Consider the following 26251-nt stretch of genomic DNA (forward strand, 5'->3'; position numbering starts at 1 on the left):
CCCCCTAATCGTGGATATCTTTTATCCATGATTAGACAATGAGTCAATCGCCGTGCGGATCGCCGATCAGGCGGGCTTCTCTTTTGCCGGATTTGATCTACGTTTGTTCTCCGTGAACAGGATCGATTCCCCGCTCAAGCAAGGCGATGCACTGACCTTGCCCGCCCCCTTCCTTCGCTGGTTCGGCGAGAAAGGCTGGCAGCCCCGCGCCCACCAGCTGGAATTGCTGGCGCGGGCGGAGGCCGGCGAAAGCACGCTGCTGATCGCGCCGACCGGCGCCGGCAAGACGCTTGCCGGCTTTCTGCCCTCCCTTGTCGACCTCACGCGACGCGGAAAAATTCCGCCGGGCTCTGTCTTTACAGGCATTCACACGCTCTACCTCTCGCCGCTGAAGGCCCTGGCCGTCGACATCGAACGCAATCTGACGAAGCCGGTCGACGAGATGGGCCTGCCGGTGCGCGTCGAGAACCGCACCGGTGACACGCCGCAGGGCAAACGCCAGCGCCAGAAGCTCAACCCGCCAGACATCCTGCTGACGACGCCGGAGCAATTGGCCCTGCTGCTTGCAAACGGCGAGGCCGAACGCTTCTTCAGGGATTTGCGTTACGTCGTCTTCGACGAGTTGCATTCGCTGGTCACCTCGAAGCGCGGACACCTGCTGTCGCTCGGCCTTGCCCGGCTGCGCAGGCTGGCGCCCGAGCTGCAGACGATCGGGTTGTCGGCGACGGTCGCCGACCCGATGGACCTGCAGCGCTGGCTTTCGCCGCAGTCGCCGGAGAGGAACGACCATGCCGGTCTCGTGACCGTTAAGGGTGGCGCCAAGCCTGAGATCACCATCCTGCGTACCGACGAACACGTGCCCTGGGCTGGACATTCGGCGCGCTATGCGATCGCCGACGTCTACGCCGCCATCAAGAAGCACGGCACCACCCTGCTCTTCGTCAATACCCGCAGCCAGGCGGAGCTTGTCTTCCAGGAGCTCTGGACCATCAACGACGACAACCTGCCGATCGCGCTTCACCACGGCTCGCTCGACGTCGCCCAAAGGCGCAAGGTCGAAGCCGCGATGTCGGAGAACCGGCTGCGCGCCGTCGTTGCCACCTCGACGCTCGACCTCGGCATCGACTGGGGCGATGTCGACCTCGTTGTGCATGTCGGGGCGCCGAAGGGGGCAAGCCGGCTTGCCCAGCGCATCGGCCGCGCCAACCACCGCATGGACGAACCCTCTAAGGCGATCCTGGTGCCGGCCAACCGCTTCGAGGTGATGGAGTGCCAGGCGGCGCTCGACGCCAACTACATCGGTGCGCAGGATACGCCGCCGGTCGGCAAGGGTGCGCTCGACGTGCTTGCCCAGCATGTGCTGGGCATGGCCTGCGCCGCGCCCTTCGACCCGCTGTCGCTCTACGAGGAGATCACCAGCGCCTCGCCCTATGCGTCGCTCACCTGGGAAACCTTCGAACGCGTCGTCGATTTCGTCGCGACAGGCGGCTATGCGCTGAAGACCTACGAGCGCTACGCCCGTATCCGCAAGACCAAGGAGGGGCTCTTTCGCGTTTCCAATCCGCTGGTCGCGCAGCAATATCGTCTCAATGTCGGCACCATCGTCGAATCGCCGATGCTGAACGTGCGCATGGTCAAGCGCAACCAGCGCGGCTCGCTCGGCCGCGGCGGCATGTCGCTTGGCAAGGTCGAGGAATATTTCCTCGAGATGCTCTCCCAAGGCGACACGTTCCTGTTTTCAGGCAAGGTGCTGCGTTTCGAAGGCATCCGCGAAAACGAATGTCTCGTCAGTCAGGCCTTCTCCTTCGACCCGAAGGTGCCGAGCTATGCCGGCGGCAAATTTCCGCTGTCGACCTACCTCGCCGAACAGGTACGCAAGATGCTGGCTGATCCGGCGCGGCGCGCAGCACTTCCCGAACAGGTGCGCGACTGGCTGTCGCTGCAGAAGGACGTGTCGATGCTGCCGCGCGAAGACGAGCTGCTGATCGAGACCTTTCCGCGCGGCAGCCGGCATTACATGGTGATCTACGCCTTCGAGGGACGGCTGGCGCACCAGACGCTCGGCATGCTGCTGACCCGTCGGCTCGACCGCGCCGGTCTGAAGCCGCTCGGCTTCGTCGCCACCGACTATTCGCTTGCGGTCTGGGCACTGGATGATCTCGGCGCGATGTTCCAGCTGCGCCGGAAGGCGCTCGCCGACCTCTTCGACGAAGACATGCTCGGCGACGATCTCGAGGCCTGGCTGAACGAATCGTTTCTGCTGAAGCGCACCTTCCGCAACTGCGCGGTCATCGCCGGGCTGATCGACCAGCGGCACCCCGGCAAGGAAAAGACCGGCCGCCAGGTGACCGTTTCGGCCGACCTCATTTACGACGTATTGCGCGCGCACGAGCCGGACCACCTGCTGCTGGAGGCAACACGCAACGATGCGGCGACGGGGCTTTTGGACATCGGCCGCCTCGGGGATATGCTGAAGCGAATCAAGGGCCACATCACCCATCGCCGGCTCGACCGGATTTCGCCGCTTGCCGTCCCCGTGATGCTGGAGATCGGCAAGGAGGCAGTTCAGGGCGAGGCGCAGGACTTCCTGCTTTCCGAAGCCGCCGACGACCTGATCAACGAAGCGCTGGGCGGCGAGCCGCTATAGAATAGCCCCGTGTTCGCGCGAACACGCTGCTGCATAATTCCTTAAATCGGATCCGATTTAAGGACGAAATTATGCAGAAAATTTAAAGTGTTACAGCGTCCTTTGCGCGTCCTGTTTGACGCGCGGCGCTGTAAGGACAGTGAAGAGACGACGCATGCACAGGCTTGCTCACGCACTATCGGCTCCAGCAGACAGCACGGCGGTCTCCGCGCGCGCCATCGTCCACGGCGTCGAAGCCGTCTGCGATCCTCTCGGCAGCCTCTATTTGCCGGAGACGCGAACGCTCGTCGTTTCCGATCTGCACCTGGAAAAGGGATCGGCCTTCGCGCGGCGCGGCATGATGCTGCCGCCTTACGACACGCTCGCCACCCTGCGCGTGCTCGAAGCGGCGATCACCCGCCATGACCCCAGACTGATCATCAGCCTCGGCGACAATTTCCACGACCGGGTGGGTTCGGCGGCAATGCCCGATACCTTCCGCCACATGATCGCGGCGATGGCGATGGGGCGGGAGTGGGTGTGGATCAATGGCAACCATGACCCCGATGGCACCTGCGGCCTGCCCGGCATATCGCTGGACGAATTCCGCCACGCGGGCCTCACCTTTCGCCATGAACCGTCGAGGGGCGAGGCGTCAGGGGAAGTTGCCGGCCACCTGCACCCGGCGGCGACCGTTGTTCGGCGGGAGAAATCGGTGCGACGGGCCTGCTTTGCCACCGATGGGACGAGGCTGCTGATGCCGGCCTTCGGCGTCACCACCGGTGGCCTCGACCTGCGCCACCGGGCAATGAGCGGCCTGTTCGATCGCGCCAAGCTGGTCGCCCACATGCTCGGTCGCGACCGGATCTATTCGGTCCGCTTCACGAACCTGATCGCTTGAGCATCCGTCAGAACGCGTTGAAGGTCAGCGTCGTCAGCGATCGGGAAATGCCGGGAACCGTGGCGATGTTGTCGTTGATGAACTTGCCGATGTCCTGGCCTTCTTCAATGTAGATCTTGAGCAAGAGGTCGTAGTCGCCGCTCGTCGAATACATTTCCGAAACGATCTCCTTGCGGTAGATCTCGTCGGCAACCTCGTAGGTCTTGCCGGGAGCGCACTGCAACTGGACGAAAATCGGTTTCATGGAGTTTCCTCTGTTTCTGCCTTACAGCGCCGCGCGTCTATTTAGACGCGCAAGGGCCGCTGTAACACTTTGAGTTGCTGCATAATTTTGCCCCTAAATCGATTCCGATTTAGGGAATTGTGCAGTAGGCCTTCTTTAGCCGCCCGGCGCCCAAAAGGGAACGTCGGCTGGATGCCGTCAAAGACTATTCCTTGCGGAAGAGCAGGCTCGCGCCCCAGCCGGTGATGACAGCGAGCAGCACCGCAAACAGGCCGTAGAAGAGCGGCTGCTGATGCGCCGTCTGTGTGATCACCTGCTCCACGCCCGTCTTGACCACGCGCAGTGGCAGTGCCTTGGCGGCGACGAAGGTGCCGTCGCGGAAGAGATAGGCGCGCACCACATGCACCCCGTTCGGCACGTTGGCCGGCAGGCGCACCGACGCCTTGAACAGGCTGGAGCTGATGAACTGCACGCCGCCCGGATCGCGCTCATAGACGCCGCTGGTCTCGCGGATGCGGCGGAAGGCATTGCGGAACTCGCCGAGATTGCTGCCGTCACCGACGAAGCCGAGCGGCACGAGCCGCATATGATCGACACCGATGCCCATATTGCCCATTTCGCCCGGCGGGGCGATCGTCTCGATGTCACGCGTGCTCGACAGCGAATAGGATTCCGGCACCAGCTCGAAGGTCATGGAGCTGGTGTTCACCCATATGCCGAAAACGCGCTCCTTCTTGCGCACCGTCGCATTGTCCTTCGGACCCTCGAGCGAAACGATGATGTTGTACTTGCCCTGCACCAGGAGATTGGCGTCGAAGCCGTCGACCGCACCGAAGATCGTCAGGTCGGCGCCACGGAAATCCGAGGTGATGGCGATCTCGTCGGTCGAGATGCCGATCTCCAGCTTTTCGGTGAAGTCGTTGGCATTCTCGTCCTGCAGCTGGGCGGCGGCGGGAGCCGCGAAAGCCAAGATCAGGGCTGCAAGGGCGATGCGGGCGAGACGGATCATCAGAAACCGAACCCCGCTGACACGACGGAATAGATGTCCTTCGGCGGAATGACGAGTTCGACCGCCAGACGGATGCCGACGGCAAGCACGAGCAGTGCCAACAGCGCGCGCAACTGCTCGCCGCGCAGCTTCTGTCCGACCCGCACGCCATATTGCGCACCGATGACGCCGGCGATCATCAGCACGAAGGCGAGCACGATATCGACGGTATAGTTGGTCGAGGCCTGGACGATGACCGTGTAGGCGGAAACGAAGATGATCTGGAACAGCGAGGTGCCGACGACGACATTGGTCGGGATGCGCAGGAGATAGATCATCGCCGGGACCATGATGAAGCCGCCGCCGACACCCATGACCGATGTCAGGATGCCGATGCAGAAACCAAGGGCCGCGACGGGAATGACGCTCAGATAGATCTTCGATTTCTTGAACCGCATCTTCAGCGGCAGCCCGTGCACCCAGTTGTGCTGGCCCGGGCGGCGCAGCGGCGTCGCCTGGTTCTTGGCCGCCTTGCGCATCGCGCGCACGCTTTCCCACAGCATCAGACTGCCGACGGAGCCCAGCAGCACCACATAGAGCAGCGAGATGACGAGATCGAGCTGACCGGCCCGACGCAAGAATGAAAAGAGCCAGACACCGAGCGTCGCGCCGGCAAGACCGCCGCACAGAAGCACCGTGCCGAGCTTGATGTCGATCGTGCCGCGCCGGAAATGGGTGATGGCGCCTGATATCGACGATGCCACGACCTGGTTGGCGCCGGTCGCGACAGCGACCACGGGCGGAATGTTGTAGAAGATCAGGAGAGGCGTGATCAGGAACCCGCCGCCGACGCCGAACATGCCTGAGAGAAAGCCGACGGCCGCACCCATGCCGAGGATGATGAGTATGTTCACCGACAACTCTGCGATGGGCAGATAAATCGTCACGCCGGACCTCAATATGCCAACGGCCCGCGGTGCGGGCGAAAAACGTCACAGTGGCAAGCAATTCACCACGGAGGGGGGATTATCTCTGAAAGCCGACACCTCTCCCGAAGGCGAGATGGCATAGGCTTCCGTCATGCGCTCCTACGCCGGAGCTGTCAACCTTTTCAGCCACATGGCAGACAGCTTCGGTTCCACGAACCGTGTCACCCGGCTCTGCGGCTTTATTGCGGCGGCAAACCCTGCCGGATCAGGAATTGCGCTTGAGCAATTCCTTCACCAGCTGGTCGGTGATTTCACCGGTCGGCTCCTGGCCAACCGATGTCTGGAAGGCCTTGATCGCCGCAACTGTCTTCTTGCCCAGCTGGCCGTCCGGCTTGCCGGCGTCGAAGCCGTTGTTGTTGAGGATGGCCTGGATGTTGCGAATGGCCTTGCCCATGTCGATCGAGGCGGTCTTGTTGGCCGGGCCCACCCAGGCATCCGGCACGTCGACCGCGTTCGCCTTGGCGTCGACCGGCTGCGGCTTCCAGGCATCGGCGTTGGCCTTTGCACGCGAAAGCTGCTCCGGCTTCATCGCCTTGGCCACTTCGTCGCGCTTGGCGGCGGCATCCATGTCGCCCTCCCGGGCGGCGGCGGCAAACCATTTGTAGGATGCTTCCAGATCCTGTGGCACGCCGTTGCCGCGGGCATAGAGCACCGCCAGGTTGAACTGGCTGTCGCGGATGCCAAGCTCGGCTGCCTTGGCGAACCAGTTCGTCGCCGCGGCGAAATCCGGCGAGCCGTCGCGACCGCTGGCCAGCATCACGGCAAGATTGTGCATGGCGCTGGCATTGCCCTGCCCGGCGGCCTTCAGATAGAGAACCTTGGCCTTGGCCGCATCGCGCGTCAGACCCGAGCCCTTTTCGTACATGCTGGCAAGCCGGTATTCGGCCGGCACGACGCCGCTGTCTGCAGCGCGCTGATACCATTTGGCGGCTTCCGCCAGGTCTTCCTTGACGCCGCGACCTTCGGTGAAGCGCGCGCCGATCTCGTAGAAGGCCAGCGGATCGCCACCCTTGGCAGCCGTCACCAGCGCAACCGGACCGAAACCTTCCGGCAGGACGACCTCGGCGGTCGTGGTCACAGGCGCAAAGGTCCCGGCCTGAGCGGCATCGACTGGGGCGGCCTGGAACGTCGAAGCGGCTACCGGCTCCCCGGCTTCCGGCACTGGCTGAAGCAGCGGTGCCTGTGTTTCGTTCGTCGCCACCGTCGATGCGGACGTATCGGCCGGCGGCGTCGAGATGGCTGGCGTCTCAACGGCGCTTGACGGCTTCTCGACAGAATCGAGCGGTGCTTCGGGAATGGGCTGCAGCGCTTCGACAGGTGTTTCGGTCGCAACGGCGGCGGCGGACGAAGGTGCCCGGTTGCCTGCGATGTCTCGCTCATTGGCGATCGGCGGCTGCTCGGCGACGGGAGCCACTTTCTGCTCGATGATCGCCACCGGTTCGGCAATGGGCGCGTCGCGGCCCTTCAGCATGGTGCCGACGAGTGGATAGGACATGATCGCCAGAAGCACGGCGCCGACAGCCATGAGGATCGGCCGGCGATGGCGGGCAAAGGCACCGCCGACGCCGCTGGCAACGCCACCGTCCTTGGCCTTGTTGAGCGTATCGGCTTCCTCGACGGCCAGCTGCGCTGCCCGGCGGGCGGCGGCAATGAAGTCTGCCTTGTCGCCGTCAGCGGCGGGTTTGCCGCCGCGGTTCATCTGGCCGGCGCGCACGCGCTCGAGGATCTTCTTGACGTCGGGAACGCCCGAACCGGGCTCGAGCAGCTGATTGGCCTCTTCCGGCGCCAGCATCTCGGACGGGTCGATGGAGGGGGCGGGCTCGACGAGCTGTCGTACCTGCTCCGGTGCAGGGTCGACACGCTTTCCGGAGAAGCGCCGGGTGAGGCCGGCAAGCAGGCCCGTGCGGGCAGCGGCCGGTTGTTCGCGCGCACCATCGGGCTCTATGGTCGAAACCTGACCTTCGCCACCGACAAACGCGGTGTCACCGGCGAGGGCGGTTGCAGGCGCGGATGCAGTGGCAGCAGCGATGACACCGTCATCTTCCGCCTGCAGGGCGCGGACATTGCGCTGCAGATCCTGATAGCGGTCATCGAGATCGGCGCCGCTGAAGGGGTCGTTGAATTCCGGCTGCATTGCCTTGGGCATCGCAGGAATTTCGCGCGCCACCGGCGCTTCGTAATGCGCCGCGGCCATGGCGGGCTCGCGTCCCTCGATGCGCTCGAGCTTGTCGGCGATATGGACGAGGGTTTCATGCAGCGCTTCGAAGGTGCGTGCCGTGCGCTCCTCGCTGGAGCGGCTAAGATCTTCGAGCATGCGCAGGTCTTCCGCCAGCGCCGAGATCGCCGCGAGATCGCCGCCACCTGCCGACTGCGGCATGCCCTTTTTCGAATAGGCCTCCATCACCGCCTCGGCCGCCTGCCGGGCAGCCTCGACGATGTACTCGTCGCTGGTGGCGAAATAGTCTTCGAGCGCAGTCATGCGGCTCTCGAATTCCACCGGCATGGCGGGGCCCGCCTCGCTGCGGGGCTGGCTGACCAGGGTCGACAGATTGGCAATCTGCGCTTCGAGATTGTGCAAGGCGGCGCGGTCGTCGAACGGCGCCGCATAGGTTTCTTCCAGCCGCTGGGCGATACCGGCGAGACGGTCTTCGAGCCGGTCGAAACGCGGATCGGCGACGGGATGCGCGCTCAGCGTATCGAGATCGTCAATCCGGCGGGCAAGATAGTCGAGCCGCTCGGCCAGCGCATCGTTGACGCTGCCTTGATCAAGGGCCTCGATCTTGCGCGAAATGTCGTTGAGGTGGCCCGTCAGGTCCGGCTGGGCGTTCCGGTGGCTGCGCTCCATCAGCAGGGAGAGCTGATCCAGGCGCTCTTCCAGCCCCGCGGCAGCCTTTTCGCTCGCGAGATCCTCGACCCGCGCAGCCAGCGCCTCCAGGCGCGAGCCGAGACCGGAATCGTTCGGGCGGGACAATCCGTCGATCTGCCGCGAGAGGTCGCCGAGCCTGGTTTCCAGGCGATTGGCGAAACCACCGTCAAGGCTGGTCGCACTGCGGCTGCTGGCTGCGATCGCCCGGCTGATTTCGTCAAGCCGCGCATCGAGATCGGCGAACTGCGACACCAGGCGCCGATCGTCCGGCTGTATCTGGCGGCCGAGCATTTCGATCGCCTGGGCAACGGCAATCATCTTGTCTTCAAGCACATCGACGGCAGAGCTGTTGCCGAGCGCGCCGATCTGCGACTTGATCTCGTCAAGCCGGTAGGCCAGCGCCACCAGTTCGTCGTCGCGGTTCTGGTCGAAAGCGATCAGCCGATCCTCGACGCCGTTCCAGCGGCTTTCCATACGGCGAACGCTGTCTTCGCGCGCCAGCCCGTCGATCATCGCGCGCAGGTCGTCAAAATCGCTGCGCAGCGCGTCGGCCTGGGCGGGCGATGCCTGGCGGCCGAGCTGCTGGATGCTGTCGGCAAGGCGCTGCATGTCGCCGCGAACGTCCTCGGCGAAGCTGTGGTCCTGGGCCTGCGCCTTGATGCCGCGAATTTCGGCGCGCAGGGAATTCATCTCGCGGGTGAGCCCGTCGGTGATGTCGCGCTTGAGATCCTGGCGCAATCCGACGAGCGCCTCGGCGATATCGTTGACGGCAGCGGCCGGCCGGGCGACGGGCGCACGCACTGGCTGCGCCCGCATGTCGTCGACATAGCGCTCGGGCTCGCGCTGAGCCAGGCGTTCCGGCTCGCGTTGCGGCAGACGGTCTCTCAAAGGCGGCCGCTCGGGCGACGTGCTCAGCGCCCGCTGGCGCTGCATGATTTCGGAAACGGCATCACGAGGGGATGGAATATCGCGGGGGGCGAGACGCTCGCGCTCGACCGGACGGGGTGGCTGCTCGCGTCCCGCACCGTTCATCAAGCCTTCGATCCGGGCTTCGAGGCCTTCGATCGTGCGGTTCAGGGCGTCGAGCGACGGCCGCTCGCCATAGCTCTGGCTGCCAGCGCGCTGAGGATTTGATCGCGATCCATTCATTGTGCTCTTCGCCCTTGTCCGTCGGCCATCTCGAAAGTCGCCACGGAAGGAAACGGCTTCCTTCACCCCTGCGGCACTTCCGACGTGGGCAAAGCTACAACAATGCGAGGACCGGACCGGTTGCAGCTTTGACCATCTCAACACGCACCTTTCATTAAACGTAGTAAACAAGCCGTTAACCCGCGCCGATTTTTTAACGATTTGGCAGTGCCGGGTAATGGAGACTGCGGCGCGGCGATGATTTCACCGCGTCATCCATCGACAGACGAAACTTCGATCTGGCGCTATTTTTGACGTTTACGCAAACGTCAAAATTTTGTAGCATCCTGCCAACGATGCGGAACCGCCCTCGGATGGCGGCGCATGCGGCATGTTGCAACCGGACGTCGGCCGCTTGGAGGCGACGATCCGAAAGCGAAAAGGCGAGGAAAGAATGCCCACCTACAAGGCACCGGTCGACGATACTCTCTTCATTCTGAACGACGTGCTCGGCATCGAGCGGTACAACAACCTTCCCGGCTTTGCCGATGCGACGCCCGATACGATCGAAGCGATCGTCGGCGAAGCCGCCAAGCTTGCCGAAGAAGTGCTGTTCCCGGTCAACCTTTCCGGCGACCAGGAAGGCTGCAAGCGGCGCGACGACGGTTCGGTCAGCGTGCCCAAGGGCTTCAAGCAGGCCTTCGATCTCTACCGCGAAGGCGGCTGGCTCGGGCTCTCCGTGCCGGAGGAATTCGGCGGCCAGGGCCTGCCCTACACGCTGCACACCGCCGTCGGCGAATACATGTCCTCGGCCAACATGGCGCTGACGATGTATCCCGGCCTGACCCAGGGCGCGATCGCCGCGATCCTCGTGCATGGCTCGGATGAGCAGAAGAAGGCCTATCTGCCGAAGATGGTGGAAGGCACCTGGACCGGCACGATGAACCTGACGGAGCCGCATTGCGGCACCGACCTTGGGCTGCTGCGCAGCAAGGCCGTGCCCGATGGTAACGGCGCTTACAGGATTTCCGGCCAGAAGATCTTCATCTCCGCCGGCGAACACGACATGTCGCAGAACATCATCCATCTGGTGCTTGCCCGCATCGAGGGTGCGCCGGAAGGCGTGAAGGGCATCTCGCTGTTCATCGTGCCGAAGTTCAAGCTGGACGGCGACGGTGAGCCGGGCGAGCGCAATGGCGTTTCCTGCGGCGCCATCGAGCACAAGATGGGCATCCACGGCAACTCGACCTGCGTCATGAACTATGACGAGGCTGAAGGCTACCTCATCGGCACGGAGAACAAGGGCCTCAACGCCATGTTCGTGATGATGAACGAAGCCCGCCTCGGCGTCGGCCTGCAGGGCCTGTCGATCGCCGAAATCGCCTACCAGAACGCCGCCAACTATGCCCGCGACCGTATCCAGGGCCGTTCGCTTTCCGGCCCGAAGGCGCCGGACAAGAAAGCCGACCCGATCATCGTGCATCCGGATGTGCGCCGCACGCTGATGACGATCCGCGCCTTCAACGAGGCCGGCCGCGCGTTTACGCTCTGGACCGCGCTGAAATCCGATATCGCCCACCGCTCCGACAATGATGCCGACCGCCAGACGGCCGACGACATTCTCGGGCTGATGACGCCGATCCTGAAGGGCGTCTTGACCGACAAGGGTTTCGACCACGCCGTCATGGCGCAGCAGATGTTCGGCGGCCATGGCTACATCGAAGAGCACGGCATGAGCCAGTATGTCCGCGATGCCCGCATCGCGATGATCTATGAAGGTGCCAACGGCATCCAGGCGCTCGATCTCGTCGGCCGCAAGCTCGGCCTCAACGGCGGCCGCGCCGTCATGGCGCTGTTCAAGGAAATCGGCGATTTCTGCGAGGAGAACGGCAGCAACGAGAAGCTGGCCACCTATACCAAGGCGCTGAAGAAGGGCCTCAACGACCTGCAGGCTTCCACCATGTGGTTCATGCAGAACGCCATGGCCAAGCCCGACAATGCCGGCGCCGGCTCGACCGACTACATGCACCTCTTCGGTCTGGTCGTGCTCGGTTACATGTGGGCGAAGATCGCCAAGACGGCCGAGGAAAAACTGGCCTCTGGCGAAACGGCGCGCGCGGACTATCTGAAGAACAAGCTGATCACCGCGACCTTCTTCATGGAAAGGATCCTGCCGGAAACGGCGCTGCGCAAGGCCCGCATCGAGACGGGCGCCGACACGCTGATGGCGCTCGACGCGGCCGCGTTCTGATTTCCAGAGCAATGCCGGGAAAAGTGGAAACCGGTTTTCCCTCCGGCATTGCGTAACAACAAATCGATAGAGCATTTCCGCGAGCCGGAGAAACGCAGGGATGCTCTAAGTGTTTGACGGGCGGCACCGGACGGTGCTGCCGAAAGGGAGATGAGACATGACGAAAGTCTTCGTTTACGACCACGTGCGCACGCCGCGCGGCCGTGGCAAGAAGGACGGATCGCTGCACGAAGTGCCATCCGTTCGCCTTGCGGCCAAAATGCTGGAGGCCGTGCGTGACCGCAACGGGCTCGATACGTCGACCGTCGACGACATTATCATGGGCTGCGTCGATCCGGTGATGGACGCAGGCTCCGTGATCCCGAAGGCAGCCGCGTTCGAGGCAGGTTACTCCACCCGCGCGCCCGGCATGCAGATCTCGCGCTTCTGCGCGTCGGGTCTCGATGCCGTCAACTTCGGCGCAGCGAAGATCGCCCAGGGCGCCGACGACATCGTGATCGCCGGCGGCGTCGAATCGATGTCGCGCGTCGGCCTCGGCATGTCCGGCGGCTCCTGGTTCATGGACCCGTCCGTCAACCTGCCGGCCTATTTCATGCCGCAGGGCGTCTCGGCCGACCTGATCGCCACCAAATACGGTTTCAGCCGCGACGACGTCGATGCCTATGCCGTCGAAAGCCAGAAGCGCGCCGCCCATTCCTGGGAACAGGGCTACTTCCAGAAGTCGGTCGTTCCGGTAAAGGACCAGAATGGGCTCACCATTCTCGACCGCGACGAGCATATGCGTCCCGGCACCGACATGCAGGCGCTCGCCTCGCTCAACCCGTCGTTCCAGATGCCGGGCGAGATGGGCGGCTTCGAAGCCGTCGGCATTCAGGCGCATCCGGAAATCGAGAAGATCAACTACGTGCACCATGCCGGCAACTCCTCGGGCATCGTCGACGGCGCTGCAGCCGTGCTGCTCGGCTCCAAGGCCGGCGGCGAGAGCATGGGCCTCAAGCCGCGCGCCCGCATCCGCGCCTTCGCCAATATCGGTTCCGATCCGGCGCTGATGCTGACCGGCCCGGTCGATGTGACCGAGAAGCTGCTTAAGCGCGCCGACATGAAGCTCTCCGACATCGATCTCTTCGAGCTCAACGAGGCTTTTGCCGCCGTCGTCCTGCGCTACATGCAGGCCTTCGACATCCCGCACGACAAGATCAACGTCAACGGCGGCGCGATCGCCATGGGCCATCCGCTCGGCGCCACCGGCGCGATGATCCTCGGCACGGTGCTTGATGAGCTGGAACGGCGCGATCTCAACACCGCGCTGGTGACGTTGTGCATCGGCGCCGGCATGGGCACCGCCACGATCATCGAAAGAGTCTGACGATGGAAGCGACCCGCCGCACGCTTCTCGGACTGATGGGCTTGGGACTGCTTGCAGTTTCCGGCTGCGTCTCCGACGAGGAAGGTGGCGACAGCTTCACGCTGACCGGTGCGATCACCAATGTCGCCAGCGGCCCGGTTCCGGCCGGCACCGTCACCGTCCGGCTCGAGGAGCAGGGCTTGATGGATGTGGCCGCCAAGCTGATCGCCGAGACTTCGGTCGCAAGCGACGGCAAGGCAAATCGTGTGCCCTTCGTGCTGCAGGTGCCGAAGCCCGAACTCGACAAGGCCGTCGATGCGGGCTTCACCATCCGCGTCGAGCGCGACGGCAGGCTGATCGCCACCAACACCACCAAACAACGTTACAGCGGCGGATCGAATATCTCGCTGCGCATCGAACCCATTCTCTACTGAGGGGGAGAACCATGACGAAGTATACCAATTTCAAGATCGAGACCGATGCCGATGGCATTGCCCTTGTCACCTGGGACATGCCCGAGAAGTCGATGAACGTCTTCACCCAGGAGGTGATGGAAGAGCTGAACGCCATCGTCGACGAAACGACGGCCGATGCCGCCGTCAAGGGCGTCGTCTTCACGTCGGGCAAGTCGTCGTTCTCCGGCGGCGCCGATCTGTCGATGATCAAGTCGATGTTCACCTTCCAGCAGGAAGAAAAGAAGAAGGATCCGGCGAACGCTGCCCAGAAGCTTTTCCACCTCGTCGGGCGCATGACTGGCCTGTTCCGCAAGCTCGAGACCTCGGGCAAGCCGTGGGTATCGGCGATCAACGGCACCTGCATGGGCGGCGCTTTCGAGCTCTCGCTTGCCTGCCACGGCCGTGTCGCCTCGAATTCCAAGTCGGTCAAGATCGCACTGCCGGAAGTCAAGGTCGGCATTTTCCCGGGCGCCGGCGGCACCCAGCGCGTGCCGCGCCTGACCAATGCGCAGGACGCGCTGCAGATGATGACCACCGGCTCGTCGCTGACGGCGGCGCGCGCCAAGGCGCTCGGCCTCGTGCATGAAGTCGTCGACGCGGACAAGCTGGTCGATGCTGCCAAGGCGATGATCAAGAACGGCCTGAAGCCGGTCCAGCCGTGGGACGAAAAGGGCTACAAGGTGCCCGGCGGCGGCATCTGGACCCCGGCCTCGGCCCAGCTCTGGCCGGCTGCCTCCGGCATCCTGCGCCGCGAGACGCAAGGCAACTATCCCGGCGCCATCGCGATCCTCAAATGCGTCTATGAGGGCCTGCAGGTTCCCTTCGATACGGCCCTGAAGATCGAACAGCGTTACTTCACCGAGATCCTGCAGACGACCGAAGCCTTCTCGATGATCCGCTCGCTGTTCGTCTCGATGCAGGAACTCGGCAAGGGTGCCCGCCGCCCGGCCGGCGTGCCGAAGTCCGAGTTCAGGCATGTCGGCGTCGTCGGTGCCGGCTTCATGGGCGCCTCGATCGCCTATGTGACGGCCGCCGCCGGCATCGCCGTCACGCTGATCGATCGCGACATGGAAGCGGCTGAAAAGGGCAAGGCCCATTCGGAAGGCCTGGTCAAGGATTCGGTCGGCAAGGGTCGCCTGACGAAGGAAGAAGGCGAAGCGCTGCTCGCCCGCATCACGCCGTCGGCCGACTACAACGACCTTAGGGATGTCGGCCTCGTCGTCGAAGCCGTCTTCGAAGACCGCCAGGTCAAGAAGGATGTGATCGAGCAGGTGGAAGCGGTGATCGGCGAAGACACGATCTTTGCCTCCAACACCTCGACGCTGCCGATCACCGGTCTGGCGAAGAACTCCAAGCGTGCCGGCCAGTTCATCGGCATCCACTTCTTCTCGCCGGTCGAGAAGATGATGCTGACGGAAGTGATCCTCGGCAAGGAAACCGGCGACAAGGCGCTCGCCGTCGCGCTCGACTATGTCGCCGCGATCAAGAAGACGCCGATCGTCGTCAACGACACGCGCGGCTTCTACGTCAACCGCTGCGTCTTCCGCTACATCCATGAAGCCTATGACATGCTGATCGAAGGCGTGCCGCCGGCGATGATCGAAAATGCCGCCAAGATGGCCGGCATGCCGGTTGGACCGCTGTCGCTCAACGACGAAGTGGCGATCGACCTCAGCCAGAAGATCCTGAAAGCCACCGTCGCCGATCTCGGTGAAAAGGCCGTCGATCCCAAGCACATGGCGCTGATCAACAAGATGGTCGACGACCTTGACCGTCGCGGCCGCAAGAACGGCAAGGGCTTCTACGAATACCCGGCAAAGCCGGCGAAGAAGTATCTGTGGCCAGAGCTGAAGACGCTTTATCCGCAGAAGAACGCCGACAAGATCGACGTCGAGGTGCTGAAGCAGCGCTTCCTGGCAACGATCGCTCTCGAAGCGGCCCGCACCATGGAAGAAGGCATCGTCACCGATCCGCGCGAAGCCGACGTCGGCTCGATCCTCGGCTTCGGCTTCGCCCCCTACACCGGCGGCACGCTCTCCTACATCGACGGCATGAGCGCCAAGGCCTTCGTCGCGCTGTGCGAGAAGCTCGCCAAGGACTATGGCAGCCACTTCAAGCCGACGGCGCTGCTCAAGGAAATGGCCGACCGCGGCGAGACCTTCTACGGCCGCTTCGACCCCTATGGCGAGAAGAAGCAGGCGGCTTAAGCAGCCTCCGACCGAACATGCAGACAGGCTCCTCGCGGAGCCTGTTTTCGTTTCAGGACACGAATGCGCCAAGATGATCCGGCGCAGCGCGCTCCCACCCTCCATCCTCGGGCCTGATGTACGGAACTGGCCCGAGGATCCAAATCGCTCGCGCGCTGTCGGATGGGTCCTCGGGTCAAGCCCGGGCACGACGGCGGGATGAAGTCCGTCATGGCGGCAATAGCCGTTGCGCCCGGGTTACCTCCCGCCGCTACCACAAAACCGGCACATCAGCGCGATTTGCCGGGTCGGCCCAGTAGAGCGACGGCAGGACTTTGGCGAGATAACCGAACTCGGTGTAGCAATGCTGCAAGAGGCCGAGCCCGATAGCATCGGGCACCGGATGGCTGGCGCCGGCGTCCAGGCCGAGGATGAAGCGGCTGCGCAGCACCGCGCCCTGATCGGTATCGCGCACCACATGAACCATCTGGCCGTCGAGCGGATCGCCGTTTTCATCGAGCCGCGCCGCCTCGCCAAAGCCGACGCGGGCGTAGACGGCGGCTGACGCGCGGCTGGTGGCCAGGGCCTGCTCGAACGCCACTTGGCCAAAGACCTCGCCGGGCTCGTGAAACTTGATCACGGCCGGCACTGGCGGAATGTCGCCGAGACTTTCGACCGCACGGATGGTCGCGCCGACATAGCGCTCGCCCCTGATGCGATGCGCGTCCCAGCCGTTATGGGCGACGTGATCGAGCGGGTGCCACCAGGACAGGTGTTCCGTGGTGTCGAAATGCTTGAACCACCAATCGAGCATGCGTCCCTTGCAGCCGGGAAGCTCGGTCCTGACCGCAACCACCAGGGCACCGGTGTCGAGCCGGCTGATGCCGGTCTCAAGCCGCATCGGTGCGGGGTCGAGCAGGTCGTTGATATAACCGATGCCGGCGCGGGCGTGGTCGGTGATGACAGACATGTTTCATCCTCTTTGACGACAACGATATTTAGGAAACGTTGAACGTTTCCTAAATATCGCTTATGCCTGTCGGCGCGATATGTCAAATGGAGCGATGCCTTGCCGACGCCCGAGCCGGAGACGCAAAAACAACGGGGCCGGCCGGCAAAGCCGGAAGAAACGCTCGCTGCGACCGTGGTCTCCGCCGCAACGCGGCTGATGCTCGAGCGCGGCTATGCGGCGATGACGATGGAGGCGGTCGCCAAGCAGGCTGGCGTCGCGAAGAAGACGGTCTATCGTTTCGCCCCCGACCGGGAGGCGCTGTTCGGCCTGATCGTGAAGAACTGGACGGATACGTTCCTGCCCGCCTTCACTACCGAGGCGAAAAGCGCCGACGAGGTGCCGGCGCTCCTGGAGGCGACCCTGTCGACCATCGCCGACCGGGTGCTTTGCGAGGACGCGGTCGGCCTCTTCCGGCTTCTCGCCGGTGACATCCCGGCGCGGGAGGACATCCTCTCGATCTATGATCGCAACGGGGTCGAGCGCTCCCGCGCGCTGCTCGCCGACTGGCTCGCCCGTCACAAGGCCGCCGGCCTCATCGATGTTGCCGATCCCACGATGGCGAGCGACCTGATCCTGTCGATGGTGATCGCCGAACCCCTGCGACGTATGGCACTCGGCCTGACGCCACCGGTCCCGGCAACGGATATCCGTCCCCGGATCAAGGCAGCGTTGGCGCTCCTGCGCCTCTAGGACCAAACGAGCAAACCACGGCGCCCGGCTTGCTTGCCACCAATCCGGCTTTGGCTTGCGAACGGCGCAAGGCGTTACGGACCCAGAGACAGGCTCCAGCGGTGCGCCACGGCCGCCCCGCCCACCGGAATTCGCCGACACCGCGATCGTTGACCGGCCACTTGCACAGGCGCATCCTCCTGTTCGCCAGAGGGGGAACACGCCATGAGCGAGCCTGATCTCTATCTGCTTGGGCGCGCCGGGCCTGAGCAAGAACGGTTAAAACGGCAAATTGCCAATCTCGCCCCCGACTCCGATCAGCAGTTGGAGCGGATCGGCATCCGGCCGGGCGAGCGCGTCCTTGATCTCGGCTGCGGCCCTGGCGGCGTGCTGCATCTGCTTGGCAAGCGTGTCGGCCCGACCGGCTCGGTCCTCGGCATCGAGCGCGACGCCCACTTCGTCGATCTCGCGCGCCGGTTCGTTGCGAGCCATGCCTTGCCGCAGGTCGAAGTGCACGAGGGCGACGCCTATGACAGCGGCCTGGCGCGCGGCTCGTTCGACGGCGCCCATATGCGCCTCGCGCTCGTCAACGTGCCCGAGCCGCAGCGCATCGTCCGCGAGATGGTTTCTCTGGTCAGACCGGGTGGCTGGATCGCCAGCTTCGAGGCCGATTTTCTCGCCCATATCTGCGACCCGCCGCTTGCCGCCTGGGATCGTCTTCTTGCCGCCTATATCGCCTATTCGGCGGCGCGGGGCATCGATCTGCACATAGGGCGCCGCGCGCATCGGCTGTTCCGCGAGGCCGGCGTCGAGGCCCTCAGCACGGATGCCGACGTCCACGTCTATCCACCCGGCCACGACCGACGGCCGATCCTGCGCGATTTCATCGCCAATGTCCGCGAGGGGCTGGTCGGCGAAGGCTTCATCGGCCGCGCCGAACTCGACGCCGATCTGAAGGCGCTGGATCGCCACCTGGAGGATCCTTCGGTCCTCGTCACCTCGCATCTGTTCTTCCGGGTGACCGGCCGCATTCCTGACGCGCGACCCGCGTCGGCAACCTGACAGGCTTGCCGATGGAGCCGGGATCCGCGGCTGTTTCCGGTTTTAATGCCGTGAACTGCGGGCGCTGAGCGGCTACGCGTCCGCGCCTGCACCGTGGGAGGCAGCGGCAACGGTCCGCCGATGCGCAAGACGCTCGCCGACGATGATCGTCAGGCCGGCGACAAAGATCAGGCCGGCGCCGGCAAAGACATTGGTGGCGGGAATATCGCCCCAGATCAGGAAGCCAAGCCCGAAGGCCCAAACGAGGGAGGTGTATTCGAATGGCGCGATCACCGAGATCGGCGCCCGGCGCATGCCCTCGAACAGCGCATACTGGGCGATGCCGGCGATGACGCCGGTACCCGCCATCAGGGCGACGTCGAACAGCGCCGGCGGCGTCCAGTAGAAACCAACGGCAAGGCCGGTCATGGCGATGAAGAAGACGTTGGAGATCGTCATCTGCGTCAGCGTCGCCTCTTCCAGCGCAGTCTTGCGCAGCATGACCGTGCCGATCGCCCAGAAGACGGCCGCCATCAGCGCCAGGAAAACCGGTAGCGAGAGTTTCATGCCCGTTCCGAGCGGATCGCAGGCAATCAGAACCCCGACGAAACCGAGCAGCACTGCGAACCAGCGGATCGGCGGCACGTCTTCCTTGAGGATCGGGACGGCCAGCAGCGTCGCCACGATCGGCGCGGCGTAATAGAGCGTCGTCATTTCGGCAAGGCCGAGATCGCGGGCTGCGTTGAAATAGGAAAGCCAGGCGGCCAGCAGCAACAGGTTGCGCACGAACAGCGGCTTGACGACAGGCGAGGAGATCGCGCGGCGCACGAGCTTGCCCCTTCCGATCACCAGGCACAAGAGGAGGATGGTGATGCTGCGGGTAAACAGGATCTGCCAAACGGAATAGCCGACCACCAGCCATTTGACCGACGCATCCTGCAACGAGAACAGGAAATAGGAAAACGTCGTCATCACGATGCCGGAAAGCACGGTCTTGTTCATGGAGGCCCCGATGGCAGCCGGGAAGGAGGGCGGCAGCGCCCGTCTGATAGCGCGCCGCCGTTGCGCGTGGAAGAGGTGCCGGCAGCCTGCGCTGTGGCGAAATCTTGGAGTGCCGCCACGGCGAAGCTTGATGGAGATCAAGACTGCCCACTTGCACCTGCGCTAGAACGTTTCCGTCTTAAACGGAGTCATGGAAACGCTCTATCTCTCTGTCTGTCGCATTTCCGGACGGAAAACCGCTTCGCACTTTTCCTGGAAAGGCTCTAGAAGACAGCAATATCCGTCGCCGAAACCGGAAACCTGATGATGCAGCCGCTCGCCTTCACCCTTGCCGCCCTCGTGCTGCTGGCAACACCCGGCCCGACCAACACGTTGCTGTGGCTTTCGGGAGCATCCGCCGGCTTCCGGCGCTCGACGCCGCTGCTTTTGGGCGAGCTCGGCGGCTATCTCTCGGTGATCATTCCAGCCGTGGCGCTGCTGGCGCCGTTTCTCGCGGCGCATCCGCAGATCGGGCTTGCGCTCCGGATCGTCGCGGCCTGCTGGGTCCTCTTCCTCGCCTACGCACTCTGGACCACCGGCGACGACAGCCGGACTTCGAGCGAGATCACCATCCGGCATGTCTTCGTCACGACGGTTCTCAATCCCAAGGCACTCATCGTGGCGCTGGTGCTCTTGCCGCAGACCGGCCTTGCGGCGACGATACCCTGGATTGCCGGATTTTCGCTGCTCGTCGTTATCGCCGGTTCGCTCTGGATCGGCGCCGGAGCCATGCTCGTACAACTCTCGCGCGGCGCACGCACGTCGCTGCTGCCGCGCCGCATTGCCGCCGTCTGCCTCGCCGTCTTCTCCTTCGGCATTGCAGGCAGCGCGCTTGCGGCGATTGTGTAGAGGCAGGCGCGTTTCCAGGCCCGCCGCAATTCGCATCAGGCGGCTGCAGCCGTCTCGCCGAGTTCGGCGCCAAGGGCCGCGATCAACTCTTCCCAACCCTGGCGCCGATAGGCAACCTGGTCGAGACCGTCGAGGAAGGCTGCCTGCTCGGTGAAGACGATGCGCGCGCCGGTGCCGTGCGGCTGGATATCGACGGTTGCCACCGAAGCGGAGATCCGCCGCTCGTTCTCCGCCATGGTATAGGCCGAGATGATGCGTCGGTTTTCAACGATGTCGAGGTAGATGGTGTCGTTGTAGTAGAAGGTCTTGCCGTCCTTGCTGAAGCGGCCGCTCTCGCGCCCGCCGACGCGGAAGTCGTGGCTGTATTCGGCGACCGGCCAGCCGTCGGCCTTGACGAACCAACGATCATGCGCTGCCGGATCGGCGAAAGCCCGAAAGACCTGTTCGGGCGTCGCCTTGAAAAGCCGCTCGATGGTGAAGCTCGCATGTTCCACGGAATTGGCACTCATGATCTTCTCCTCTTCGATCCGCTGCTACTGCATAATTCCTTTAATCGGAATCGATTTAAGGAGGAAATTATGCAGCAAGTTTAAAGCGTTACAGCGTCCTTTGCGCGTCATATTTGACGCGCGGCGCTGTAAGGGTCTGGCACCGACGTTCCACCGCCCATGTTCGAACCAAACCCACCCGGAAACTGCTTTCATTTTAAAAGCAGTTGCAAGATAACGCCACTGATGCGACAATGCAAGCAGTTTTAAAGAGGTCTCAATGAAAGACGACTATCGCTCAGGCTGCCCGATCAATCTCTCGCTGGAGGTCTTCGGCGACAAATGGAGCCTGCTGATCATCCGCGACATGATCTTCGGGGCGAAAAGGCACTTCCGCGAACTGCTGCGATCGCAGGAAGGCATCTCCTCGAACATTCTGGCGGACCGGCTGAAGATGCTGGTCGAGCAGGGCATGCTGACCAAGGCGGACGATCCGACGCACAAGCAGAAAGCCATCTACAGCCTCACCGAAATGACCATCGCGCTGGTGCCGATCATGGCGCATCTGGGCGCCTGGGGGCGGCGCTACCTGCCTGTCAGCGAAGAGCTCAGCATCAGGGCCGAGCTGATGGAAGCCGGCGGGCCGGATCTCTGGAACCGCTTCATGGACGAGCTTCGCTACGAGCATCTCGGCCTGCCCCTTGATGGTCCGCCGCGCGTGCGCGCCACCCTGCAGGCAGCGTTTGAGGAGGTCGTCGCAAGGAAGACCGGGGAAACCGCCGTCGCCTGATGCATGTCGCGCAAAGGTGTGCAGCGGCTCTTGAGACAACGACATGCACAAAAAACAAGAGCTTGAAGCGCGGCAAGCGGCTCTGAAAGAGCGCGGCGCTTTACAGCGCCGCGCGTCAAATATGACGCGCAAAGAACGCTGTAGCACTTTGAACTTGCTGCATAATTCTATCCTTAAATCGATTCCGATTTAAGGAATCATGCAGTAAAAGCTACAACCCGATCGCCGAGAGCATGACGAAGGTGGCGAACAGCACGAAATGCGTCATGCCCTCGATGGCATTGGTCTGGCCGTCATTGAGATTGATCGCCGCAGCGATCAGCGTGATCGTCACCATCACCGTCTGCACCGGTGACATCGCCATGATGAAGGGCTGGCCGGTGTAGAGCGCGATCGCCTCCATCACCGGTACGGTCAGGATCACGGTCGAAAGCGAGGCCCCGAGCGCGATGTTGACAACGGCTTGCATGCGATTGGCAAGTGCAGCACGCATCGCCGTCATGATCTCAGGCGACGCCGAGATGGCGGCAACGACGATGGCGGCGACAGCCGGCGGTGCGTCGCTCCCCTTGAGGCCGGATGTCAGCAGGCCCGACATGATTTCGGCGAGCGCGCCGATCAGCACCACGCCGATCAGCAGGATAACGACCGACGGCAGCACCGGCTCGTCGGGTTCGTCCGCAACATCGGTCCCGCCGCTCTTCGCCCGGGGATAGCTGTAGCTGAAGAAATAGCTGTGCGCGCCTACCTGCATGCGCAGGAACAGCGTGTAGAGCACGATCATCGCGCCGACAGTGAACGCGGAATAGAAATGCCATTTCTGAGCCGGCACGAATTCGGGCACGACCATCGAGATCCCCATCGCCGTCAGGATCATGACGCTGTAGGTGCGCGCGGAATTGTCGTTATAGGGCTGTTCGCCGTGTTTCAGCCCGCCAAGCAGCGCGGCAAGACCGAGAATGCCGTTGATATCGAGCATCACGGCGGAATAGATCGTATCGCGCACCAGCGTCGGTGAACTCTCGCCGGTCATCATGATCGCCAGGATGATCACCTCCACCAGAACGGCGGAAAGCGTCAGGATCATCGTGCCGTAGGGATCGCCGACCTTGGCCGCCAGGACTTCGGCGTGATGGGCGACCCGCATCGACGCCAGCACGATCGCAGCCACCAAAGCCGCCGCTCCGACAAGCGAAGCCCCTTGCCCCATCTCGAGCAGGTGGTGCTCCAGCATAAAACCGGCGACCGCCGCAACGAAGGCAGCGAACAGCAGGCGTTCGGATTTCAGTACCGCCAACAAATGAGCCCCTCGCCGGCCAAACTCAAGAAACCACAGGGACTATAGAAGCAGCCCGCTGTATTTCAATCAGACCAACCAAGGACTATTTTCCTCCCTGTTCTTTACCATCCTGGCTGGCTTGGTTAATCTATTGGCGAATAAAGGCATAGCGGCCGTCGCCCCCTGCCCCGGAACAGACATTCATGCTGTCGCACGACACCATCTGGCACGCCATCGATGCGCTGGCCGAGCGCCACCAGCTCTCGCCCTCCGGGCTTGCGCGCCGCGCCGGGCTCGACCCGACATCCTTCAACAAATCCAAGCGCCAGTCCGCCGACGGCCGGGAGCGCTGGCCATCGACGGAATCGATCGCCAAGGTGCTGGATGCGACCGGCGCCACCATCGACCAGTTCATGGCGCTGATGCGCCCGGATACGACCCGAAGCGACCCCTACACGGGCGCCATACCGCTGATCGGTTTTGCCCAGGCCGGTGCCGGTGGCTTCTTCGACGACGGCGGGTTTCCGGCCGGCCAGGGCTGGGACGTCGTCGATTTCCCCGCGGGGGCCGAGCGGCGGGCGGGCATCTATGCGCTTGAGATCCAGGGCGACAGCATGCTGCCGCTCTATCGCGATGGCGACGTGCTGATCGTCGACCCCGGCGCGCAGGTCCGGCGCGGCGACCGCGTCGTGGTCAAGACCCGCGAAGGCGAGGTAATGGCGAAAATCCTGATGCGGCATACTCCGCGCAACATCGAACTGCTATCGCTCAATCCGGAACATCCCAACCGGAGTTTCGAGATGAGCGAAATCGAATGGATCGCCCGGATCATCTGGGCCAGCCAATAGGACATCTTTCCTGATGCGGCAGCAACTGGTCACCCTTGCAGGCGGGATTGCCGCCATGGCGCTCTATACCGGCATCCTCTATGCCGGGGCGGTAACGATCCGTGACCGCGAAAGCGCTGCCACGCCGGACTTCGTGCTGGAAACACCCGACATGGGGGAAACGGAACCTGCGGTCGGAGCCGAAGACGTGCCGTTCGACATGACCGCCCCCGACCCGGGCGACACGACGCCTGATGCAGGCGGCCAGAGCGAAAGCGGCCCGAAGTCTACCGAGACCACCGCCCGCGCCATCGAACCGCAGCAGTTCGGCCTGCCCGACGAGGTGACGACCAAGCCGCTTGAACGCATAGAGCCACGCACGCCGCTGTCTGATACCAACAAGGACAAGCCGAAGACGCCGACGATCCTCCAGCAGCCGGTAGCGCTTGCCGCCGGCCTCATCCGCTTCGACAAGATGACGCTGCAGCTGGGCGGCATCGAACCGGAAGCAACCGAGCGAACCTGCGAAAGCGGCGGCAAGAGCTGGCCCTGCGGCATGGTGGCCCGGACGGCTTTCCGCAATTTCCTGCGCGCCCGCGCGGTCAGCTGTGACATCGCCAAGGGCGAAACGGACGAGACCGTCACCGCACAATGCACCGTCGGCGGACAGGATCCGGCCGCCTGGCTCGTTGCCAATGGCTGGGCGACGCCATTGCCCGGCTCCGCGCTCGAAGTGCAAGGGGAGGCCGCGCACAAGGCAAGGCTCGGCTTTTACGGCGACGACCCACGCGATTTTCGCCAAACGCCGATGCCATTCGACGATCCGAGCGCCGCTGCGACGATGGACGAAGCAGCACCGGACTTGTAAGTGGTGGCGGAACATCCCAGTTCTTCGCAAACACGTTCCGGAAAGCACCGATGCCCCCAAGCCTCAGCCAGCACGAAGCCCTTGTCTATGTCATGGTGATGATGTCGGCCGTCGACCGGGAGATGAGCGACGACGAGTTCGCGCGCATCGGCAGGCTCGTGCAGTTTCTTCCCGCCTTCGAGGGTTTCGATGAGGATCAACTCGTGCTTGTCGGCCACGAATGCGCAGCCCAGCTTGCCGCCCCCGAGGGCCTCGACATCGTGCTTGAGATCGTGCGCGAGGCACTGCCCGAGCGGCTTCACGAAACGGCCTACGCGCTCGCAGTCGAGATTGCGGCTGCCGATCAGCGCATCCGCAACGAGGAAATCCGCTTACTTCAGTTGCTGCGCGACCGGCTCGGTCTCGACAAGCTTACCTGCGCGGCGATCGAACGGGGTGCCCTCGCCCGCTTCCGCAGGTAGCGGCAGGCCGCCCAGTCGGCTCACGTGAACGTGTCTTGGCGTGGCGCTGCCAACGCGTGATATCGCTTCACGGAAAACCGGCAGGAGGCGTAACGGATGCAGCTCTTCGGCGTGACCGAGCCCCTATGGCGCCTTGCGGCCTTTCTCTCGATCTTTACCGCCATGGCGGTACTCGAGCTTCTGCACCCGAGGCTGGAGCGGCCGGAACTGCAAAGGGCGCTGAAGGCGCGCCGCTGGTTTACCAACCTGTCGATCCTCGTGTTGTCCTCGCTTCTGTTGCGGCTGATCTTCCCGGCTGCTGCCACGGGCGCAGCACTTTGGGCGCAGGCGCAGGGATACGGCTTGCTGCCGGCATTGGGCGTTCCTTCGCTCTTCGCCGGCGTGATCGCCTTCGTCGCGCTCGACTTCGCCATCTGGCTGGAACACATCGCCTTCCACAAGTTCCCCATCCTATGGCGGGTGCACCGGGTTCATCACGCAGATCCGGGCGTCGATCTGACCACGGCGCTGCGGTTTCATCCGCTGGAGATCGTGATGTCGATGGCCTGGAAGGTTGCGGTCATCGCCACACTCGGAGCGCCGGCCGCCGCCGTGCTACTGTTCGAGATCGTGCTCAACGCCGCCGCCATGTTCAACCATGCCAATCTGCGGCTGCCTGTCCGCCTCGACCGGACGTTGCGGCCGCTGATTGTCACACCCGACATGCACCGCATCCACCACTCGACCGAGCGCTTAGAGACGGATTCGAACTACGGCTTCAACCTGGCGATCTGGGACCGGCTGTTTTCGACCTATACGGATCGGCCGCGACGGGGCGACGATGGGATCGAAACGGGGCTCACCGCCTATGGCCGAAGCGAGCCGACCAAGCTTCTGTGGTCGTTGCTTCTGCCGTTCCGGCGCAGCTGACTACCGCATAATTCCTTAAATCGGAATCGATTTAGGGATAAATTATGCAGCAAGTTTAA

22 protein-coding genes are annotated in these 26251 nt (G+C 63.5%); 14 read left to right on the plus strand and 8 right to left on the minus strand.

The genetic code is table 11. The features are described 5' to 3' along the window. Window positions 1-103 precede the first annotated feature (103 nt). Entirely contained in the window at window positions 104-2647 is a 2544-nt protein-coding gene (locus BC360_RS06195; RefSeq protein ID WP_065794663.1) for a ligase-associated DNA damage response DEXH box helicase, read from the plus strand. 154 nt (window positions 2648-2801) lie between these two features. Beyond that, window positions 2802-3527, plus strand: coding sequence for a ligase-associated DNA damage response endonuclease PdeM (pdeM, locus tag BC360_RS06200; RefSeq protein WP_065794623.1), 726 nt, complete (start codon window positions 2802-2804; stop codon window positions 3525-3527). Between the two features lie 7 nt (window positions 3528-3534). Here pdeM and BC360_RS06205 read toward each other — a convergent pair whose 3' ends face one another. From BC360_RS06205 to BC360_RS06220, 4 genes are all read right to left on the minus strand, one after another. Next, the gene (locus tag BC360_RS06205; RefSeq protein ID WP_053248765.1) at window positions 3535-3771 is read right to left on the minus strand and encodes an Lrp/AsnC ligand binding domain-containing protein; all 237 of its coding nucleotides are present in this window, start codon (window positions 3769-3771) and stop codon (window positions 3535-3537) included. A gap of 184 nt (window positions 3772-3955) precedes the next feature. Continuing rightward, a complete protein-coding gene (locus BC360_RS06210) occupies window positions 3956-4759 on the minus strand; it encodes a TIGR02186 family protein (RefSeq protein WP_065794624.1) in 804 nt (267 codons plus the stop codon). Next, window positions 4759-5685 carry a sulfite exporter TauE/SafE family protein gene (locus tag BC360_RS06215; protein ID WP_065794625.1) on the minus strand — a complete coding sequence of 309 codons (927 nt, stop codon included), beginning with the start codon at window positions 5683-5685 and terminating at the stop codon, window positions 4759-4761. Before BC360_RS06215 ends, BC360_RS06210 begins: the two co-directional genes overlap by 1 nt. 247 nt (window positions 5686-5932) lie before the next feature. Then, window positions 5933-9742, minus strand: coding sequence for a peptidoglycan-binding protein (locus BC360_RS06220; RefSeq protein WP_065794626.1), 3810 nt, complete (start codon window positions 9740-9742; stop codon window positions 5933-5935). Between the two features lie 433 nt (window positions 9743-10175). Here BC360_RS06220 and BC360_RS06225 point away from each other — a divergent pair, with 433 nt between their 5' ends. From BC360_RS06225 to BC360_RS06240, 4 genes are all read left to right on the plus strand, one after another. Beyond that, window positions 10176-11972: an acyl-CoA dehydrogenase C-terminal domain-containing protein gene (locus BC360_RS06225; protein WP_065794664.1), complete on the plus strand. Its 1797-nt coding sequence runs from the start codon at window positions 10176-10178 to the stop codon at window positions 11970-11972. A 157-nt stretch (window positions 11973-12129) separates the two neighbouring features. Continuing rightward, window positions 12130-13338: an acetyl-CoA C-acetyltransferase gene (locus tag BC360_RS06230; protein WP_065794627.1), complete on the plus strand. Its 1209-nt coding sequence runs from the start codon at window positions 12130-12132 to the stop codon at window positions 13336-13338. Window positions 13339-13340: 2 nt separating this feature from the next. Then, window positions 13341-13751 carry a YbaY family lipoprotein gene (locus BC360_RS06235; RefSeq protein ID WP_065794628.1) on the plus strand — a complete coding sequence of 137 codons (411 nt, stop codon included), beginning with the start codon at window positions 13341-13343 and terminating at the stop codon, window positions 13749-13751. An 11-nt stretch (window positions 13752-13762) separates the two neighbouring features. Beyond that, the gene (locus BC360_RS06240) at window positions 13763-15979 is read left to right on the plus strand and encodes an FAD-dependent oxidoreductase (RefSeq protein ID WP_065794629.1); all 2217 of its coding nucleotides are present in this window, start codon (window positions 13763-13765) and stop codon (window positions 15977-15979) included. Window positions 15980-16229: 250 nt separating this feature from the next. Here the strand turns inward: BC360_RS06240 and BC360_RS06245 are convergent, their stop codons facing one another. Then, window positions 16230-16928, minus strand: coding sequence for a DAPG hydrolase family protein (locus tag BC360_RS06245; RefSeq protein WP_065794630.1), 699 nt, complete (start codon window positions 16926-16928; stop codon window positions 16230-16232). Window positions 16929-17027: 99 nt separating this feature from the next. Here BC360_RS06245 and BC360_RS06250 point away from each other — a divergent pair, with 99 nt between their 5' ends. Further along, window positions 17028-17660 (plus strand): TetR/AcrR family transcriptional regulator, encoded by a 633-nt coding sequence (locus tag BC360_RS06250; protein WP_065794631.1) that lies wholly within the window; start codon window positions 17028-17030, stop codon window positions 17658-17660. Between the two features lie 204 nt (window positions 17661-17864). Continuing rightward, entirely contained in the window at window positions 17865-18701 is an 837-nt protein-coding gene (locus tag BC360_RS06255) for a methyltransferase domain-containing protein (RefSeq protein WP_065794632.1), read from the plus strand. A gap of 72 nt (window positions 18702-18773) precedes the next feature. On the opposite strand, the gene BC360_RS06260 is transcribed toward BC360_RS06255, so the two are convergent. Next, on the minus strand, window positions 18774-19682 hold the full coding sequence (locus BC360_RS06260; protein ID WP_065781370.1) for a DMT family transporter: 909 nt from the start codon (window positions 19680-19682) through the stop codon (window positions 18774-18776). 303 nt (window positions 19683-19985) lie between these two features. Between BC360_RS06260 and BC360_RS06265 the strand changes: the two genes are divergently transcribed. Next, the gene (locus BC360_RS06265) at window positions 19986-20570 is read left to right on the plus strand and encodes a LysE family translocator (protein WP_244512675.1); all 585 of its coding nucleotides are present in this window, start codon (window positions 19986-19988) and stop codon (window positions 20568-20570) included. Between the two features lie 35 nt (window positions 20571-20605). On the opposite strand, the gene BC360_RS06270 is transcribed toward BC360_RS06265, so the two are convergent. Then, the gene (locus BC360_RS06270; RefSeq protein ID WP_065794633.1) at window positions 20606-21079 is read right to left on the minus strand and encodes an SRPBCC family protein; all 474 of its coding nucleotides are present in this window, start codon (window positions 21077-21079) and stop codon (window positions 20606-20608) included. Between the two features lie 259 nt (window positions 21080-21338). Between BC360_RS06270 and BC360_RS06275 the strand changes: the two genes are divergently transcribed. After that, window positions 21339-21848 (plus strand): winged helix-turn-helix transcriptional regulator, encoded by a 510-nt coding sequence (locus BC360_RS06275; protein ID WP_065794634.1) that lies wholly within the window; start codon window positions 21339-21341, stop codon window positions 21846-21848. Window positions 21849-22059: 211 nt separating this feature from the next. Here BC360_RS06275 and BC360_RS06280 read toward each other — a convergent pair whose 3' ends face one another. Further along, window positions 22060-23148 carry a calcium:proton antiporter gene (locus BC360_RS06280; RefSeq protein WP_065794635.1) on the minus strand — a complete coding sequence of 363 codons (1089 nt, stop codon included), beginning with the start codon at window positions 23146-23148 and terminating at the stop codon, window positions 22060-22062. 182 nt (window positions 23149-23330) lie between these two features. Between BC360_RS06280 and BC360_RS06285 the strand changes: the two genes are divergently transcribed. The 4 genes from BC360_RS06285 to BC360_RS06300 all read left to right on the plus strand — a co-directional run bounded on the left by BC360_RS06285 (window position 23331) and on the right by BC360_RS06300 (window position 26192). Next, window positions 23331-23975 (plus strand): helix-turn-helix transcriptional regulator, encoded by a 645-nt coding sequence (locus BC360_RS06285; protein ID WP_065781374.1) that lies wholly within the window; start codon window positions 23331-23333, stop codon window positions 23973-23975. 13 nt (window positions 23976-23988) lie between these two features. Next, window positions 23989-24822 carry a thermonuclease family protein gene (locus BC360_RS06290; protein WP_065781375.1) on the plus strand — a complete coding sequence of 278 codons (834 nt, stop codon included), beginning with the start codon at window positions 23989-23991 and terminating at the stop codon, window positions 24820-24822. A gap of 50 nt (window positions 24823-24872) precedes the next feature. After that, window positions 24873-25283, plus strand: a complete 411-nt coding sequence (locus tag BC360_RS06295) for a tellurite resistance TerB family protein (RefSeq protein ID WP_065781376.1) — start codon at window positions 24873-24875, stop codon at window positions 25281-25283. Window positions 25284-25379: 96 nt separating this feature from the next. Then, window positions 25380-26192: a sterol desaturase family protein gene (locus tag BC360_RS06300; protein ID WP_065794636.1), complete on the plus strand. Its 813-nt coding sequence runs from the start codon at window positions 25380-25382 to the stop codon at window positions 26190-26192. Window positions 26193-26251: the final 59 nt, after the last annotated feature.

Origin of the sequence: Ensifer sp. LC163, assembly GCF_001695855.1 — a bacterium.
Lineage (GTDB): Bacteria > Pseudomonadota > Alphaproteobacteria > Rhizobiales > Rhizobiaceae > Ensifer.

What these genes read in the sequence shown, in the direction of transcription:
- pdeM (WP_065794623.1), top strand. Translation starts at nt 2,802, where the DNA reads ATGCACAGGCTTGCTCACGCACTATCGGCTCCAGCAGACAGCACGGCG.
- BC360_RS06205 (WP_053248765.1), bottom strand. Translation starts at nt 3,771, where the DNA reads ATGAAACCGATTTTCGTCCAGTTGCAGTGCGCTCCCGGCAAGACCTAC.
- BC360_RS06210 (WP_065794624.1), bottom strand. Translation starts at nt 4,759, where the DNA reads ATGATCCGTCTCGCCCGCATCGCCCTTGCAGCCCTGATCTTGGCTTTC.
- BC360_RS06220 (WP_065794626.1), bottom strand. Translation starts at nt 9,742, where the DNA reads ATGAATGGATCGCGATCAAATCCTCAGCGCGCTGGCAGCCAGAGCTAT.
- BC360_RS06225 (WP_065794664.1), top strand. Translation starts at nt 10,176, where the DNA reads ATGCCCACCTACAAGGCACCGGTCGACGATACTCTCTTCATTCTGAAC.
- BC360_RS06230 (WP_065794627.1), top strand. Translation starts at nt 12,130, where the DNA reads ATGACGAAAGTCTTCGTTTACGACCACGTGCGCACGCCGCGCGGCCGT.
- BC360_RS06235 (WP_065794628.1), top strand. Translation starts at nt 13,341, where the DNA reads ATGGAAGCGACCCGCCGCACGCTTCTCGGACTGATGGGCTTGGGACTG.
- BC360_RS06240 (WP_065794629.1), top strand. Translation starts at nt 13,763, where the DNA reads ATGACGAAGTATACCAATTTCAAGATCGAGACCGATGCCGATGGCATT.
- BC360_RS06245 (WP_065794630.1), bottom strand. Translation starts at nt 16,928, where the DNA reads ATGTCTGTCATCACCGACCACGCCCGCGCCGGCATCGGTTATATCAAC.
- BC360_RS06255 (WP_065794632.1), top strand. Translation starts at nt 17,865, where the DNA reads ATGAGCGAGCCTGATCTCTATCTGCTTGGGCGCGCCGGGCCTGAGCAA.
- BC360_RS06260 (WP_065781370.1), bottom strand. Translation starts at nt 19,682, where the DNA reads ATGAACAAGACCGTGCTTTCCGGCATCGTGATGACGACGTTTTCCTAT.
- BC360_RS06265 (WP_244512675.1), top strand. Translation starts at nt 19,986, where the DNA reads ATGATGCAGCCGCTCGCCTTCACCCTTGCCGCCCTCGTGCTGCTGGCA.
- BC360_RS06270 (WP_065794633.1), bottom strand. Translation starts at nt 21,079, where the DNA reads ATGAGTGCCAATTCCGTGGAACATGCGAGCTTCACCATCGAGCGGCTT.
- BC360_RS06275 (WP_065794634.1), top strand. Translation starts at nt 21,339, where the DNA reads ATGAAAGACGACTATCGCTCAGGCTGCCCGATCAATCTCTCGCTGGAG.
- BC360_RS06285 (WP_065781374.1), top strand. Translation starts at nt 23,331, where the DNA reads ATGCTGTCGCACGACACCATCTGGCACGCCATCGATGCGCTGGCCGAG.
- BC360_RS06290 (WP_065781375.1), top strand. Translation starts at nt 23,989, where the DNA reads ATGCGGCAGCAACTGGTCACCCTTGCAGGCGGGATTGCCGCCATGGCG.
- BC360_RS06295 (WP_065781376.1), top strand. Translation starts at nt 24,873, where the DNA reads ATGCCCCCAAGCCTCAGCCAGCACGAAGCCCTTGTCTATGTCATGGTG.
- BC360_RS06300 (WP_065794636.1), top strand. Translation starts at nt 25,380, where the DNA reads ATGCAGCTCTTCGGCGTGACCGAGCCCCTATGGCGCCTTGCGGCCTTT.